General features: G+C 69.9%; 15 protein-coding genes. 6 read left to right on the top strand and 9 right to left on the bottom strand.

Annotated elements, in window-relative coordinates; genetic code table 11:
* Positions 1-27 precede the first annotated feature (27 nt).
* The 3 genes from ACYQPG_RS13750 to ACYQPG_RS13760 all read left to right on the top strand — a co-directional run bounded on the left by ACYQPG_RS13750 (position 28) and on the right by ACYQPG_RS13760 (position 2584).
* Complete coding sequence (locus ACYQPG_RS13750; protein WP_461231138.1) at positions 28-738, top strand: DUF1007 family protein; 711 nt, start codon at positions 28-30, stop codon at positions 736-738.
* Complete coding sequence (locus tag ACYQPG_RS13755; protein WP_419829647.1) at positions 729-1721, top strand: nickel/cobalt transporter; 993 nt, start codon at positions 729-731, stop codon at positions 1719-1721. The genes ACYQPG_RS13750 and ACYQPG_RS13755 overlap by 10 nt, the downstream gene beginning before the upstream one ends.
* Before the next feature lie 146 nt (positions 1722-1867).
* Positions 1868-2584 (top strand): hypothetical protein, encoded by a 717-nt coding sequence (locus ACYQPG_RS13760; protein WP_461231139.1) that lies wholly within the window; start codon positions 1868-1870, stop codon positions 2582-2584.
* Here ACYQPG_RS13760 and ACYQPG_RS13765 read toward each other — a convergent pair whose 3' ends face one another.
* On the bottom strand, positions 2585-3172 hold the full coding sequence (locus tag ACYQPG_RS13765; RefSeq protein WP_147907579.1) for a histidine phosphatase family protein: 588 nt from the start codon (positions 3170-3172) through the stop codon (positions 2585-2587).
* Positions 3173-3312: 140 nt separating this feature from the next.
* Positions 3313-3708, bottom strand: coding sequence for a VOC family protein (locus ACYQPG_RS13770; protein ID WP_147907578.1), 396 nt, complete (start codon positions 3706-3708; stop codon positions 3313-3315).
* 410 nt (positions 3709-4118) lie between these two features.
* Here ACYQPG_RS13770 and ACYQPG_RS13775 point away from each other — a divergent pair, with 410 nt between their 5' ends.
* Entirely contained in the window at positions 4119-5810 is a 1692-nt protein-coding gene (locus ACYQPG_RS13775; RefSeq protein ID WP_419829648.1) for a methyl-accepting chemotaxis protein, read from the top strand.
* A gap of 323 nt (positions 5811-6133) precedes the next feature.
* On the opposite strand, the gene ACYQPG_RS13780 is transcribed toward ACYQPG_RS13775, so the two are convergent.
* Together ACYQPG_RS13780 and ACYQPG_RS13785 are read right to left on the bottom strand one after the other, a co-directional pair.
* Entirely contained in the window at positions 6134-6487 is a 354-nt protein-coding gene (locus tag ACYQPG_RS13780) for a hypothetical protein (RefSeq protein WP_461231140.1), read from the bottom strand.
* Between the two features lie 589 nt (positions 6488-7076).
* Complete coding sequence (locus ACYQPG_RS13785) at positions 7077-7880, bottom strand: pentapeptide repeat-containing protein (protein WP_461231141.1); 804 nt, start codon at positions 7878-7880, stop codon at positions 7077-7079.
* A gap of 183 nt (positions 7881-8063) precedes the next feature.
* On the opposite strand from ACYQPG_RS13785, the gene ACYQPG_RS13790 reads away from it, so the two are divergent.
* Positions 8064-8738: a Crp/Fnr family transcriptional regulator gene (locus ACYQPG_RS13790; RefSeq protein WP_147907574.1), complete on the top strand. Its 675-nt coding sequence runs from the start codon at positions 8064-8066 to the stop codon at positions 8736-8738.
* Between the two features lie 51 nt (positions 8739-8789).
* Here the strand turns inward: ACYQPG_RS13790 and recF are convergent, their stop codons facing one another.
* From recF to dnaN, 3 genes are all read right to left on the bottom strand, one after another.
* Entirely contained in the window at positions 8790-9926 is a 1137-nt protein-coding gene (recF, locus tag ACYQPG_RS13795) for a DNA replication/repair protein RecF (protein ID WP_147907573.1), read from the bottom strand.
* 290 nt (positions 9927-10216) lie between these two features.
* The gene (locus tag ACYQPG_RS13800; protein ID WP_461231142.1) at positions 10217-10468 is read right to left on the bottom strand and encodes a type II toxin-antitoxin system ParD family antitoxin; all 252 of its coding nucleotides are present in this window, start codon (positions 10466-10468) and stop codon (positions 10217-10219) included.
* 12 nt (positions 10469-10480) lie between these two features.
* Positions 10481-11602 (bottom strand): DNA polymerase III subunit beta, encoded by a 1122-nt coding sequence (gene dnaN / locus ACYQPG_RS13805; protein ID WP_147907571.1) that lies wholly within the window; start codon positions 11600-11602, stop codon positions 10481-10483.
* A gap of 221 nt (positions 11603-11823) precedes the next feature.
* On the opposite strand from dnaN, the gene ACYQPG_RS13810 reads away from it, so the two are divergent.
* Positions 11824-13134 carry an MFS transporter gene (locus ACYQPG_RS13810; protein WP_147907570.1) on the top strand — a complete coding sequence of 437 codons (1311 nt, stop codon included), beginning with the start codon at positions 11824-11826 and terminating at the stop codon, positions 13132-13134.
* 18 nt (positions 13135-13152) lie between these two features.
* Here the strand turns inward: ACYQPG_RS13810 and ACYQPG_RS13815 are convergent, their stop codons facing one another.
* A complete protein-coding gene (locus ACYQPG_RS13815) occupies positions 13153-13374 on the bottom strand; it encodes a hypothetical protein (protein WP_147941550.1) in 222 nt (73 codons plus the stop codon).
* 61 nt (positions 13375-13435) lie between these two features.
* Complete coding sequence (locus tag ACYQPG_RS13820; protein WP_419829650.1) at positions 13436-14749, bottom strand: hypothetical protein; 1314 nt, start codon at positions 14747-14749, stop codon at positions 13436-13438.
* Between the last annotated feature and the right edge of the window lie 113 nt (positions 14750-14862).

Below are 14862 nucleotides of genomic sequence, written 5' to 3' on the forward strand. Positions count from 1 at the left end.
TCTCTGCAGCGAGCGTGCCGCCGCCCCATGCCGATCGCCGCGCCTTTCCCCAAGCCCGTCCCCAAACCGGTGCCGAAGCCGGCCCTGAAGACCGTCGCCCTGCTCCTGGCCGCCGGCCTCGCCTGCGCCGCCACGCCCGCGTCCGCCCATCCCCATGTCTGGGTCACCGCGAAGGCGCAGCTCGTCTATCAGGACGGCAAGCTCGTGGGCGTGCGCGATACCTGGAGCTTCGATCCCGAATACACCGCCTTCGTCACGCAGGGGCTCGACACCGACAAGGACGGCACGCTCTCGCCGGACGAATTGGCTGGGCTCGCGGCCGAGAACACCAAGAACCTCGCCGAGTTCGGCTACTTCACGAAACTGAAGGTCGGCGGCAAGGACCAGGCCTTCGCCGAACCGAACGAGCCGGCGATGCGCCTTGAGGGCAGGGCGCTGGAGCTGAGCTTTCTGCTGCCGCTCAAGGCGCCGGTCCAGCAGGGCAGGGGCGTCGCGGCCCTGGAAGTCTACGACCCAACGTATTTCGTCGCCTTCTCCTTCGCGGAGGGCTCGGACGCGGCCACCCTCGCGGGTGCGCCGCAGGGCTGCGCCGCCACGGTCACTCGTCCGAAGACGGAGCAGCCCAAGACCGCCGAAGCCGGTTCGCCCGGCATGACCGAGGCCTTCTTCGAGGCGCTCACCGCCGCCTCGTCCTACGGAGTCCAGTTCGCCAGCCGGATCCTGGTCGCATGTCCGTAGGGATCGGCGTCGCCGCGCAGCCCCGGTACGGACGGCTCGGGCTGCGGTTGGGTCTGATGGCCGCCGCCGTGGTGCTGGCCGCCCTCGTGGCAGCCGGGCTGGCCTGGCTCATCGCCCCCGGGATCGCCGCGCCGCCGGCACGCTCGCCGTTCGGCATCGGCTTCCGCGAGGCGGCCCCGGCCGCCTCGGGTCTCGGCGGCGTGATCCTGGCCCTGCAGGCGAGCTTCTCCCGCAGCCTCAACGCCGCCGTATTGGCGCTGAAGGGCGGCGGCGACTGGGCGCCGCTGATCGGCCTGGCCTTCGCGTACGGCGTGTTCCACGCCGCCGGCCCCGGCCACGGCAAGGCGGTGATCGCCGGCTACATCCTGGCAGGCGAGCGGGCCCTGCGTCGGGGTTGCGCCCTGAGCGCCTGCGCGGCCCTGCTCCAGGCGCTGGTCGCGGGGGCGATCGTCGGGATCGGCACCGTGGTGCTGAACGCCACCGCAGCCGGAGTGACCCGGGCCGGAACCGTGATCGAGACCGCCAGCTTCGCCCTCGTCGCCGTGGTCGGGCTGTCGCTGACCTGGCGTAAGGCCGGCCGGCTCGTCCAACTCGGGACGCCCTGCGGACCTGGCTGCGCCCACCTGCCCGACGCCCGGACGCTCGACAGCCTGGATAGCTGGCGCGCCCGCGCCGGCGTGGTCCTGGCGGCGGGCTCGCGGCCCTGCGCCGGAGCGGTGCTGATCCTGGTCTTCGCGGTCTCGCAGGGGGTGCCGGGGGCGGGGATCCTGGCTGTCCTGGCGATGGCGGTGGGCACCGCGCTGACCACCACGGCCCTGGCCTGCCTCGCAGTCTTCGCCAAGCGTGCGGCCCTGCGCCTCGCGGGCGGTCGCGGCCAAGCGGGTCTGCTGGTCATCGGCGGCCTGGAGCTCGTGGCCGCCGCCTTCGTGCTGGTGCTGGGCGTCGCGATGCTGTCCGGCCTGGCAATGAACCTCGGCGGGTGAGTCCGCAATCGAACGGTCGAAGCCCGTTTGCGGATGCCGGGCAGCGCGCGGGCTGTCGCAGGATCAGCCCCTTACCGGCGAGCGAAATCGTCTCGCCAACAGGGCTTTAGCGTGTCACGCTGCCGTCTCGAGGCGGAGGAGCGCGGATGCACGCCGACTTCCTGACGATCCTGAACTGGCGCCTGCTGGCCGGATCGCATCCCTTCCCGGGTCCCGATGGCGGAACCTGCATCAACGAGGCGGCGATCGTGGCCGCCGGGCTGCCTTACAAGGCGATCCGTTCCAGCGCCGATTGCCCACCCTGCTTCTCCAGGCCGATCGCGGCCTACGCGCTGGGCCTCAACGACGCGATGCCGGACGACGCGCGGTCCCAATTGATCGCCTTCGTGCTGCGGCTGTCCGGCAGCGCCGACCGGCCGGACGTCGAGGCTGCCCGGACCCGGCGCCTCGCTCTGGACAGCATCCGGCAGATCCTGGCGCCCCTCTGCGCTCGGGCCGGCATGGCCGAGCATGCCGAGGCCTGTGCCGGCGCGCCGGACCTGAGCCTGGCCCTGGCGGCGGCACGGTCGGCCGAATGGCAGGGCGGCGCGCTGGCGCAGGAAGCCGCCCGCATGCGGCGCTGGCGGGACGGCGCGCTGCAATCGGCGGTCGCCCGCACGGCGACGGCGGCCCAGCGCGCGGCCGAGGATGCCCGCTGTGCCGCCGAGGTCGCCGAGGGCGCGGCCCCGTTCGTGCCGGACACCTGGGCGCGGGCCTGCACGATCCTCGACGCTGCCCTGGCGATCGGCCGGCAGGCGCCGGAGATCGACCTCATCGGCGCCCGGGCGCGCCTCGACGCGGCCCGGGCGCGAATCCCGGCCTGATCAGGCCAGGACGGGCTCGGCGGCGAGGTCCAGTTCGATGGAGGCGCAGTTCTCCAGGAATGTGCCGGTGAGGTGATAGAAGAACGTCCCGTGACCGACCACCGCGATCGTCGTCTCGGGCCGCCCCCGCAGCCACTCCCGGAATCCGGCCACGCGGGCGTCGAACAGGTGGCGCGGCTCTACCGGGTATCCGCCGACCTCGCAGCCGGGCTCGGCATGCCACCACACCTCGGGCAGGTGGCCGACATCGAGATGCGGGAACTCGGCGGCGATCTCGGAGGCGGCCCGGCCGACGTCGCAGCTGCTCTCCTGGCACTCCCGGTGCAGCACCTCGACCAGCACCCGCGGCTGGTTCGGGTGCTCGCCGAACAGGATCGCGGCGGTCTCGATCGCCCGGGTCAGCGGCGAGATCACCACCAGCTCGAACGGGATATCCTTCAGTCGCTCCCGCGCGTCCCGGGCCTGGGCCTGACCTCGCGGGGTCAGGCGGGCGTCGAGCAGGCCGGGATCGCCGCCCCCGTGCCGGTGGGCGGCGTTGAAGGTGGATTCGCCGTGGCGGATGCAGACAATGCGGGTGGTCTCGGGCATGTGGCTCGGATGTGTCGCGTGGGGGAAGGCGGGACGTTGCAAGCGTGCGCTCCGGAAAGCGGATGCCGGTTCAGCGTCAGCGAGCGCGTTGGATCAGGGACTTAGCGCCGGTCCTGATGGCAACGCGGTCGGGAACGGCTCTAGGCGAAGCGTCCGCCGCGCTGGATGACCTCGATCTTGTAGCCGTCCGGGTCCGTGGCGAAGAAGAACCGGGCCAGCACGGTGTCGCCGTGCTTGAGGGTCTTCACGTCGGTGGCCGGGAAGCCCTCGCGGAGATGGCGGGCGTGTTCGGCCTCGACGTCGTCGACCACGACGGCGATGTGGCCGTAGCCGTCGCCGAGGTCGTAAGGCGTGTCGCGGCCCTTGTTCACCGTGAGCTCCAGCTCGAACGGAGAGGCCGGATCGCGCAGGTAGACCAGTGTGAAATCGTCGAAGTCGTAGCGGTCCGCAGCCTCGAAGCCGAAGGCGCGCGCGTAGTAACTCCGCGCGCGCTCTTCGTCGCGAACGCGGATCATGGCGTGGATGGGCTTGGACATGCGGCAGCGGTTCCGGGATCGTCGAAGCATTCGGGACGCGGTCTATGTGGCGCCGCCTCGGCCCGGGGGAAAGGGCCGACCGTCCGCTGCAACCCCACGCGGTCTCCGGACAACCGCCGCGCCGCGCCTGTACATTGATTCCTGATACCTGAAAGTAAATTCAAGTTTTTTGACACATTGATGATGCGCTCATCGGCGCAATTATGAGAAATTTTCAAATATATTGCGCGAAATTCTGGTTCTAAAATTGCGAATACATGTGTATTCAAACTGTATTATGCGAATAATACCTCAAATTTGGTCCTGTGACAGAAAAATAGCAGACCTTAGGGCCAGATTAATAGAATCATGATACACGGAGCATTCACCTGGGCTCCAGCCCGACCCCAGACCGACGGACCCGAACAGACATGCTGCGCCTGTCGAACCTCAAGATCTTGACCAAGCTGATCACGGTCGTCTCTCTGATCGGCGTCATCGTCGGCGGCTGCGTCTGGTACGCTCAGTCACGCATGAGCCAGATCGACGACGCCTACAGCGCGTTCATCAACGACGAGGCCGTCGCGGTAGCCGAAGGCCGACGCCTCAACCGATTCGTCTTCGAACTCAACTATTTCGTCTATCGGATCATCGCCGAGACCGACGCGGACCAGATCCGGACCGCCAACGCGGGGTTCGAGGCCGCAGTGCCGAACCTGAAGGAAACGCTCAAGTCGCTGCGCGACCACGCGCCCAGTTTCGCGCCGCGCATCGACGCGCTGGCGATGCGAATCAACAAGTTCCTCACCGACGTCACCGAGGTGCGCCGCCTCGGCACCAGCAACCAGAACGACCAGGCGATCGCCCTGGTCCATTCCGCGATCGATCCGACCTTCTCGACCCTCATGGTCGAAGGCAACGCGCTGTCCAACGACATCAACGACTTCATGCAGAGGGGGTCCAACGACCTGTCGGCCAAGACCGATGCCACGCGCCTCAGCCTGATGATCGTCAGCGCCCTCGGGATGCTCGCCGGCGCTGTCCTGGCCGCGTTCATCGCGATGGTCGGCATCACCCGGCCGCTCGACCGCCTGGTCGCCGTGCTGCAGCGGATGGCGAAGGGCGAGATCGAGGCGGAGATCAAAGAGGCAGCCCGCAAGGACGAGATCGGCGCCGTCGGCAAAGCCGTGGAGGGCATCAAGGCGATGGTCGCCCGCAAGGCCGCCGAGGAGGCCGAGGTCCGGCGGGTTGCCGAGGAGGCGGCAGCGGCTGCGCGCAAGCAGACCATGCTGGAGCTCGCCGACGGGTTCGAGCGCGCCGTCGGCGGCATCGTCGGCCTGGTTTCGTCCTCGGCGACGGAGTTGCAGGCGACCGCCCAGTCGATGACGGCGAGCGCCACCCAGACCGCCACCCAATCCACCACGGTGGCCGCCGCCGCCGAGGAAGCCGCCGCCAACGTCCAGACCGTGGCCGCCGCCGCCGAGGAGCTTGGCTCGTCGGTCCAGGAGATCGGCCGGCAGGTACTCGGATCGGCCGGACTCGCCCAGTCGGCGGTCGGCGAGGCGGACCAGACCCATCATCTCGTGCAGGCGCTCAGCCAGGCGGCGACCCGCATCGGCGATATGGTCGGCCTGATCTCCAACATCGCCGGGCAGACCAACCTGCTGGCCCTGAACGCCACCATCGAGGCCGCCCGCGCCGGCGAAGCCGGCCGCGGCTTCGCCGTGGTGGCCTCCGAGGTGAAGGAGTTGGCTGCGCAGACCGCCAAGGCCACCGAGGAGATCAGCCAGCAGATCGGCCAGATCCAGGGCGTGACCGGCCAGGCCGTCACGGCGATCGGGGGCATCACGGCGCGCATCCGGGAGATCGACTCGGTGGCGACCTCGATCGCCGCGGCCGTCGAGGAGCAGGGCGCCGCCACGCAGGAGATCGTCCGCAACGTCGCCCAGGCCGCCACCGGCACCAACGAGGTGACCAGCAACATCGCCGGCGTGGCCCAGGCCTCCGAGGATACCGGCGCCGCCGCAAGCCAGGTGCTCAACGCCGCCGGAGAGCTGTCGCGTCAGTCCGAGCACCTGGGCGCCGAAGTGTCCCGCTTCCTCTCCACCGTGCGGGCAGCGTAACGCACCCGTCCCCTCTGCGGGCTACGACCTTCAGAGATCGGCTCTCATTGGGCTGACAGGCCCCGCTCCCGAACGGGAGCGGGGCCTCGCGCCTCGTCCGCCACCGCTGCGTGAATCCGCCGGTCCCAGCGGTGGGGGAGACGCACTCGGGGCCGGCCTTGGCCCGGGTGCAGCAGCGCGCTCCGTGAACAGCGTAGCCCGCACGAGTAGACGGCAGAGCCACTCGCCGCTCTCGATGCATCGTCGAACGCGGCGCAGATCATAGGGCCGGCGCGGGCAAACTGCGCGTTCAGGCCCTATCCACCCGCTCCACGTCCGCTCCCTCAGCCGAGCGCGGCGCCGTTCCCGGCGAACTCCCAGACCGGGACGCCAGCCTGCTGGTCGAACCTGTTTCCCGACCCCGAGCTGATGGTGAACCTGACCCTGTGCAGCTCGAGCCGATACACTGCTCGGCCGTCCACCATCAGCGCGCCGCACCGCTTGGTCCGACGTGTGCCGAAGTGGGGGTCGACGCCGAACAGATCGGCCGTCGTCCAACCGAGCCGGTGCGCCTCGTCGCCAAATCGTTCGATGAAGTCGAGGGCGCTGTGCCGGAGCCGCACCCAGCGCTCCACCGCCAAAAAGCGACAGGGTGAGCCCTGCGTCGGCATCGCCGCGATCGAATCGCGCCAGAGCACAACAGGGCTCGGGCGGATAGCGGCGTCGATGGTTGTGCACATATTATTATAATACGACAGAAGCTAAGCATTAACCATGTGAGCTGTCGCCAATCCATCGGATTTTGAGCTTATAAAAATTTGACGCTGGCTTTAACACGAGGAATTTTTCGGCCGATATTTATCGTAACGGAAGCTTGACAAACATAGGTTCTTTAAAACCGACAACGTTGCTGCGCAATAAGACAACCGCCGGTTGATTGTGGTAGAAATTTCCCGCCTTGGACCGGGTTCGGATAATGTATTCTCCCGGCCCACGCGGTAGCGGCGGTTCGGACCAAGAGCGCCGGCGCTTCCAAGATGTCTGCGGCCCTCGGGACCCAGGAATTGGCTGGTGGTGCTCGGGCTGTGCCGCGTCGGTGCTGACACCACCCGGATCATCCCGAGGCCGCGTCGCGAAGCCCGGTGATGATGCGCATTCAAGCATCGTTCCGAACGGTGGCCGCCCACTCTCAGAAAACGACGATGCGGATTGAGGACCGCGCGCGTCGTGCCGGTTATGAGATCCGGTACGATGCGCGATCGGCCGTCTCGGCGGTGAGGGCTCCGGTCAGGGTGCCGCGCGGGTGACGACGGCCCGGTCGGCGTTCACGCGTCCGGCCCAGTCCTTGGCGCGGTCCTGACCCTTGAGTTCGATCAGCCGGGCGCCGCTGACATCGACGTTCTTGAAGTCCGTGCCCGCCACCGTGGCCCCGGTCAGGTTTGCCCCGGACAAGTCCGAGCCCATCAGCACGACGTCGGTCAGGTCGGCATCCTTCAAGTCGGCGTATTCCAGGCGCGATCGCCCGAGGTTGGCCCCCTTGAGGTTCGCCCCCGTGAGATTCACCGAGGTGAACACCGCCCGCATCAGCCCCATGGACTGGTTCTTGATGTCGGCGCCGCCCTTGAGGTCCACGAGCGTCGCGCCGCTCATATTGGCGCCCTTGAAGTCGCCGATCGGCCTGGACCGGCTAAGGTCGGCGCCGGTGAGATCGGCATCCCGTGCGGTGATGCCGAACATCCTGGCGTCCGCCAGCTTGGCGCCGGACAGGTCGGCCTTCAGGAACCACGCCTGTTCGAGGTTGGCATCGCTGAGGTCGGTGCCGCGCAGGTTGGTCTTGTTCAGGCGCGCGGTCCGCAGGTTGGCCCCATGCAGGTTCAGCCCGGACAGGTCGAGGCCGGACAAAGCTTTGTCGTGCAGATCGATCGGCTTGCCATCGGCGGCCGCGATCATCGCCTCGACGTCGGCGCGGCTCATCTCGGCCTGTGTCATCGCGGGCGAGGCCATGTCGGCCCCGAGCAGCAGATCCTGCTCGGCCGTGGCCGGACTGGCGGCGAGTGTAGCCAGCATGACGCTCAGGGCGAGGCGGCGCATCTTTTCACTCCCATCGGGGGCCGGGCGGAGCCGGCCCCGTATCGTGTTGGTTGGGCCGCGATGCTATGCCGGGCCGCCGAACCCGGTCGGTGACCCAGGTCACACAAGTCCGGCACGGTGGGAGAGAAACGCAACGCGCGCCGGACGATCCGCCATCGTCGCGGCCGGAGGGTGACGCCAGCCATGACGGACGCGCAGATGGTCGAGCGCTGGATCGACCGGTTTCCGCTGATGCGCGCCCTCAGCCCCGCGCACCTACAACTCGCCCGGGGCACCGTGCAGTTCCCGGTGCTGGAGACGGGCGCCACCGCGTACGAGCTCGATGGCGAATGCGCCAACTACCTGATGTGCCTGGACGGGCGCACGCGCGTCTTCCGAATGTCGGAGGCCGGGCGCGAGGTGCTGATCTACAAGGTCGGCCCGGGCGGCACCTGCGCCCTGACCACGCAATGCCTCCTGTCCGGCGGCACCTTTCCGGCGGAGAGCGTGGCCGAGGAACGGACCCAGCTGGCAGCCCTGCCGGTGGGCACGTTCCAGCACCTGATGGACGACAGCGCGGCCTTCCGCAGCTTCGTCATGGACGACTACACGCGGCTGATGTCCGGCCTGTTCACGCTGATCGACGCGGTCGCGTTCGCCCCGCTCAAGCAGCGCCTGGCCCAGCGGATCCTGGCCGAAGCCGATCCCCGGGGCGTCGCCATGGTCACCCACCAGACGCTCGCCGACGACGTCGGCAGCGTGCGCGAGGTGGTGAGCCGCATTCTCGCGCAATGGGCCGAGGCCGGCCTGATCGAGCTCCGGCGCGGCGCGATCGAGGTCGTCGACCGCGCCAGCCTGGCCGCCGCGGCCCGGCGGTGACGCGCGGCGCGCTCCCTCCGCTCTAACTGGAGCGGTCGGCCGCGATCCCGATCACCCCCCGATCCGCAGCACCTCCGTCCGGTCGCCCGCCTGCGCGAAGGCAGCCGGGTCGGCACCGGTCATCCAAACCTGCCCGGGGAGGGCGTCGAGGGCCTCGAACAGGCCGGCCCGGCGGCGCGGATCGAGATGCGCAGCGACCTCGTCGAGGAGAATCATCGGAGCGATGCCGCTCATCGCGCGCACCAGGCGGGCATGGGCCAGGACCAAGCCGATCAGCAGGGCCTTCTGCTCGCCCGTGGAGGCGGTACCGGCCGGGACGTCCTTTGGGCCGTGGCGGACCACGAGATCGGTGGTCTGTGGCCCCGTGAGGGTGCGGCCGGCGGCGCGGTCGCGGTTGCGGCCGTTGCGCAGGGCGAGCCGGAAGCGATCCTCCGCCTCGATCGCCGGCCAGACCGCCACCAGGTCGTCGAGGTCGCCCTCCAGGCGGATCGACGCCCAGGGAAAGGGCTGGGAATCGTCGCGCGTCTCGGCGATCAGCCGGTCCAGGCGCTCGGCGGTCTCGCGGCGGGCAAGCGCGACCGCCACCCCGAGCTCGGCCACCTCCCGCTCCACGGCGTCGAGCCAGCGGCCGTCGTCGGGCCGGTCCTCCAGCAGCCGGTTGCGCGAGCGCAACGCCCGCTCCATGGCGGAGACCCGGGCACCGTGGCCGGAATCCACCGCGAGTACGAGGCGGTCGAGGAAGCGCCTGCGGTCGCCGGCGGCGCCACGGAACAGGCCGTCGAGATCCGGCGTCAGCCAGACCACCCGGACGAACTCGCTGAACGCCACCGGCGAGGCAGCGGGGGCGCCGTCGATGCGGCAGAGCCGGCTCGTGCGCCCGTCCGGCCCCGGCGGCTCGAGACCGGTGCCGAGGCGATGCTCCGCGCCGTCGCGATCCAGGGTGAGCGAGACCGCGAAGCCCCCCGGGCCGTCGACGCGCGCCATGGCGGCGAACTCCGCCCGGCGCAGGCCCCGGCCCGGCACGAACAGCGAGATCGCCTCGAGCAGGTTGGTCTTGCCGGCACCGTTCTCGCCGACCAGCGCGACGAAGCGGGCGCCGGGGTTGAGTTCGAGGTCGGCGTGGTTGCGGAAGTCGCGGGCGATCAGCCGGGTCAGGCGCGTGGATCCAGCGGCGTCGAGTTCACTCATAAGGCGGCAAGGTGGAGCGATCGCGCTCTGAATGCAGCACGCGCCCGATCGAAATGCGGTCGCCGGGAATGCGATGAAGGATCAGGCAAGATCGGAATATGAGGATCCGTACAGTGAGAGCAATCTTCGGCGCGGGCCTGTCCGTCATCGGCTAACGACCGAGCGACGGACTTCGGTCGAATCGCGCAGCTCCGAGACGCAGCTGCCGGCGCGCGTCTGATTGTCAGTCACGATGACGGCACCGATTGCGCGCAGATCGGTTCGGGCTCGTCGTGACAAAACGACCGGCTTCAAGGGCCGGCCTTTTCCATGGCGGCATAGCGCGCCCCCAAGGCATCCGGCCTGGCGTCGAGCGGCTCATCATCTCCGCTCTCGATGCCCTTCCGCCAGGCCTCAGGCATCGTCGCGAGGCGATCCTCGTGCTGGAGCCGCAGCGCGACGCCAGCCGCGATCCCTTCCTGCGGCGAACCGAAGCGACCCGCCGTGATCAGACGATCGCGCAAGGCTTCCCGAGTTGGATCGAGGATCACGGCGTTCGGCATGACAGCCTGCGACTACACCCGCATCGGCATCAGCACGTACAGGGCCGGCGCGCCCTCGCGATCCTGGATCAGGGTCGGCGAGCCCGGGTCGGCGAGCTTGAACAGGGCGGTGTCGCCCTCAAGCTGCGCGGTGATGTCGAGCAGGTAGCGGGCATTGAACCCGATATCGAGGCCGGCGGCCTCGTAATCGACGTCCAGCTCTTCCGTGGCGCTGCCCGAATCCGGGTTGTTGACCGAGAGCGCCAGGCGCCCCTCGGTGAGCCCGAGCTTCACGGCGCGGCCGCGCTCCGACGAGATCGTCGAGACCCGGTCCACCGCCTTGGCGAAGGCGTCGCGCTCCACGGTCAGCCGCTTGTCGTTGTTGGCCGGGATCACCCGCTGATAGTCCGGGAAGGTGCCGTCGATCAGCTTCGAGATCAGGGTCAGGCCGCCGGCGAAGCGCAGGCGGATCTTGGCGGGAGACAGGTCGACCGCCACGGTCTCGCCGCCATCGTCCAGGAGCTTCTGAATCTCGGCGACCGCCTTGCGGGGCACGATCACCCCCGGCATCCCGACGCTGCCTTGTGGGGCCGGGATCTCGACCCGGGCGAGGCGGTGGCCGTCGGTGGCGACCGCGCGCATCACCGGGCCGGCCTCGGACTCCAGCGTGTGCAGGTAGATGCCGTTGAGGTAGTAGCGCGTCTCCTCGGTGGAGATCGCGAACTGCGTCTTGTCGATCAGGCGCTTCAGGTCGGCGCTCGCGATCTCGAACCCATGTGGCATCTCGCCGGCGGCCAGATCAGGGAAGTCGCCCTCCGGCAGGGCGCCGAGCGCGAACCGCGACCGGCCCGAGCGGATCGTCATCTGGCCGGATTCACCGCCGGTCTCCAGCGAGACCTGGGCGCCGTCGGGCAGCTTGCGCACGATGTCGTAGATCACGTGCGCCGGGACCGTGGTGGCGCCGGGATCGGCCACGTCGGCCGGCACGCTCTCGGTGACCTCGATGTCGAGGTCGGTCGCCCGGAGCTGGAGGCTCGATCCCTCCGAACGCAGCAGCACGTTCGACAGGATCGGGATCGTATTGCGGCGCTCGACGACCCGGTGCACGTGGCCGAGCGACCTGAGCAGGGCCGCGCGCTCGACGGTGACTCTCATCGCGATACTCAAGTGATGGGGGAGGGCGCCGCGGCCGGCATCCCTCTCGAAAACAGGCCGATCAGCTTGGCGAAGGGGACGGTCGAACGCAAGGCCGCCGCAGCGGCATCACACAGCTACACCGCCGGCTGGTGGGATTCAGGGTTCCCGCCGGAGCCGCCCCGTGCGAAAGCGCCGCGCTCAACCTGAAGCAGCACCGGCCGCCCGAGTTCCGTCAGACCATGCCGCACAATGTCGAGACCGCGAGCCCGCATGCCGCTGCACCGAGCGCCAGCCCCGGCCGCATCCTGGCCGCGAGCTTCGTCGGCACCGCGATCGAGTTCTTCGACTTCTACATCTACGCGACCGCGACCGCCCTGGTGATCGGCCCGGTCTTCTTCCCGGCGGGGGCGCCCGGGGTGCAGCAGCTCAGCGCGTTCGCGACCTTCGCGATCGCGTTCATCGCGCGGCCGTTCGGGGCGGCTTTGTTCGGGCATTTCGGCGACCGGGTCGGCCGCAAGGCGACGCTGGTCGCCTCGCTGCTGATCATGGGCTTGTCCACCGTCCTGATCGGCTGCCTGCCGACCTATGCCACCGCGGGCTGGTGGGCGCCGGCCGCGCTGTGCATCCTGCGCTGCGGCCAGGGGATCGGGTTCGGCGGCGAATGGGGCGGGGCGGCCCTGCTGGCCGTGGAGAACGCACCGCCGGGCAAGCGCGCCTGGTACGGCATCTTCCCGCAGCTCGGCGCGCCGGTCGGCTTCATCCTGGCCAATCTCGGCTTCCTCTGCCTCAGCTTCGGCCTGTCGCCGGAGAGTTTCCAGACCTGGGGCTGGCGCCTGCCGTTCCTGGCCTCCGCCGCCCTGGTCGGGGTCGGCCTCTACGTGCGCCTGAAGCTCACCGAGACGCCGGCCTTCAAGGCCGCGCTGACCGACGCGAAGCCCGAGCGCGTGCCGTTCGCCACGATGCTGACCCAACACGGCGGCGCGGTGCTGATCGGGACCTTCGCCATGGTGGCGGTCTACGCCGTGTTCTATCTCTCGACGGTGTTCGCCCTGGGCTACGGCACCGGCACGCTGGGCTACAGCCGCCCGACCTTCCTGATGTTCGAGTGCATCGCGGTCTGCTTCATGGCACTCGGGACCGTGATCTCGGGGGCTGCCGCCGACCGGTTCGGCCGTAAGCCGGTGCTGCTCTCCGGAATGGCCGCGGTGTTCGCCCTCGGCTTCCTGATGGGTCCGATGCTCGGGAACGCCGCCTCGGCCGGGACCTGGCCGCCGGTGCTGGGCTTCCTGTGCCTCAGCCTGCTGGCGATGGGCTGGGTGTTCGGCCCCATGGGCGCGGTTCTGCCGGAACTGTTCCCGACCCGGGTGCGCTACACGGGAGCCTCGGTCACCTACAACCTCGCCGGGATCCTGGGCGCCTCGGGGGCGCCCTACATCGCCCAGGAGCTGGCGGCCTATGGCGGGATCGGTTTCGTCGGATTCTATCTCGCGGCTGCCGCCGTGCTCAGCTTCGTCGCCGTCCTGGCCATGCGGGAAAGCGCGTACGATTGAGGAAGAGGGGTTCGCCCCTCACATGCGGGCTTGGGCGGCCGGCTCGTAACGGCCGAGGAACCGGGTCCGGTCCCACAGCTCGATCGCCTCGTCCGTGGCCATGGCCCGGGCGCGGCGGCGGGCCTGCGTGTCGTCGGCGGCCGGCACGATCTCGGCCGAGAACACGCGGCCGGCCCGGTCGAGCTTGAACGCCCGGTAGGCGCGGTTTCGCTGAGCGGTCTGGGCGTCCAGGTTGAGCATCGGATCCTCCTCGGAGCCCGACCCTTCCCAAAACTGGTTAACCGTCCGTCAACGCGTGATCTCAGTTGCGCTTGTCGAGGGGCCGGCCCAGCAGGCGCGCGAACTCGGCCTCGATCTCCTCCACGGAGAACGGGTTGCCGGCGGCCTTCGGCTCGGGCCGTGGCGGCGCGGCGGGTGCAGCCCGCGGCGGCGGCGCGACAGGCGCCGGAGGTGGCGTCGGCTCCACGGGGGATGGTGGGCTCGGGGCCGGGGGCTCGGGCGTCGAAACCGCGGCCGGCGGCGGCTCGGGCGCGGGTGTCGGCGGCTGGAGCTGCTGGGCGGCCGGCGGGACTGGAGAAACAGGCGGTGCGGGCGGAACGGGTGCAGGGGCCGGAGGTGGAGGCGCGGCCGCCATCAGAGCGGCCATGGGATCCACCGGCTCAGGCGCCAGCGCGGACGGTGCGGGCGTCACCGCCGAGGCGGGGCGCGCCAGCGCGGCCTGGAGCTGCCGCGCCATATCGTTGAGCACCGCCGGATCGACGGAGCGCCGCTCGGTCGGGACGGCCAGACTTGGAGCGGCAAGGTTCGAAGCAGCAAGGCTCGAAGCAGCAAGGCTCGAAGCGGCAAGGCTCGGAGGGGTCGGAGCGGACCGGACGGGCTCGTCGCGCTCAGGGGCGGCCTCCGGCATGCGCTCGGAGGCGGGATTGGCGCGCGGCTCGGCCAGCGGCGGCGCGGTGCGGCTCAGGATCCGCCGGGGCGAGAACGTCTCACGGAGCGGCGGCGACGGGGCGGAGGCTTCGGCTGCGCGGGGCTGCGGGACGGCCGGGGCCGAGACCTCCTGGCCCGGCTCGTCACCGCCCAGCAAGCCGACATCGAGCGGGAAGGTGACCGCCGGGGCGGCGGCGGAGCGCGGCACCGGCGGCGGCACCACGACCGGCATCTCGAAACCGGGATCGAACAACGGCTCGGAGCGGCGGCCGGCGATCTCGGCGAGCGCCCGGGGCGGCTCGGCGAGGCGGCCGCCCTGGGCCATCGGATCGGGCAACGGCTCGGCCAGGGGCTCCGACCCGCCATCGGCGCGCAGCGTCGCCTCGGGCAGGGGGCGCTGCGAGCGCTGGATGTTGCGCTCGACCACGACGTCGTTGGGGCCGCCGACCAGCAACAAGTGCTCGACGTTGTCCCGGCGCAGCAGGATCAGCTGCCGGGCCCGGTCGAGTTCGTAGACATCGACGATGCCGAGCCGCGGCTGGCGCCCGCGGGCAGGGGTGCGTCCGGGCAGCGCCAGGCTGCGTCCGGTCAGGCGGCGCACCGTGAACACGATCGCGGCCAACGCCGTGAAGATGACGGCGAAGATCACGACATACTGGACGATGGGAGAGCCCTCAGAACCGAACACGGATTGCAGCCATTGCAAGATTACGCACTCGCACGTTTCGGCCGCCGCAGGGCCGCGCCCGGCACGAGCCTCGCTCATACCACGCCGGCCGCCCCCCAAGGCAAACGACGTTA

The sequence above is a fragment of the Methylobacterium sp. CM6246 genome (assembly GCF_054818005.1).

Bases quoted from the DNA above. Each gene is read 5' to 3' on its own strand.
- ACYQPG_RS13750 (WP_461231138.1), top strand. From the start codon at position 28: ATGCCGATCGCCGCGCCTTTCCCCAAGCCCGTCCCCAAACCGGTGCCG.
- ACYQPG_RS13755 (WP_419829647.1), top strand. From the start codon at position 729: ATGTCCGTAGGGATCGGCGTCGCCGCGCAGCCCCGGTACGGACGGCTC.
- ACYQPG_RS13760 (WP_461231139.1), top strand. From the start codon at position 1,868: ATGCACGCCGACTTCCTGACGATCCTGAACTGGCGCCTGCTGGCCGGA.
- ACYQPG_RS13765 (WP_147907579.1), bottom strand. From the start codon at position 3,172: ATGCCCGAGACCACCCGCATTGTCTGCATCCGCCACGGCGAATCCACC.
- ACYQPG_RS13770 (WP_147907578.1), bottom strand. From the start codon at position 3,708: ATGTCCAAGCCCATCCACGCCATGATCCGCGTTCGCGACGAAGAGCGC.
- ACYQPG_RS13775 (WP_419829648.1), top strand. From the start codon at position 4,119: ATGCTGCGCCTGTCGAACCTCAAGATCTTGACCAAGCTGATCACGGTC.
- ACYQPG_RS13785 (WP_461231141.1), bottom strand. From the start codon at position 7,880: ATGCGCCGCCTCGCCCTGAGCGTCATGCTGGCTACACTCGCCGCCAGT.
- ACYQPG_RS13790 (WP_147907574.1), top strand. From the start codon at position 8,064: ATGACGGACGCGCAGATGGTCGAGCGCTGGATCGACCGGTTTCCGCTG.
- recF (WP_147907573.1), bottom strand. From the start codon at position 9,926: ATGAGTGAACTCGACGCCGCTGGATCCACGCGCCTGACCCGGCTGATC.
- ACYQPG_RS13800 (WP_461231142.1), bottom strand. From the start codon at position 10,468: ATGCCGAACGCCGTGATCCTCGATCCAACTCGGGAAGCCTTGCGCGAT.
- dnaN (WP_147907571.1), bottom strand. From the start codon at position 11,602: ATGAGAGTCACCGTCGAGCGCGCGGCCCTGCTCAGGTCGCTCGGCCAC.
- ACYQPG_RS13810 (WP_147907570.1), top strand. From the start codon at position 11,824: ATGCCGCACAATGTCGAGACCGCGAGCCCGCATGCCGCTGCACCGAGC.
- ACYQPG_RS13815 (WP_147941550.1), bottom strand. From the start codon at position 13,374: ATGCTCAACCTGGACGCCCAGACCGCTCAGCGAAACCGCGCCTACCGG.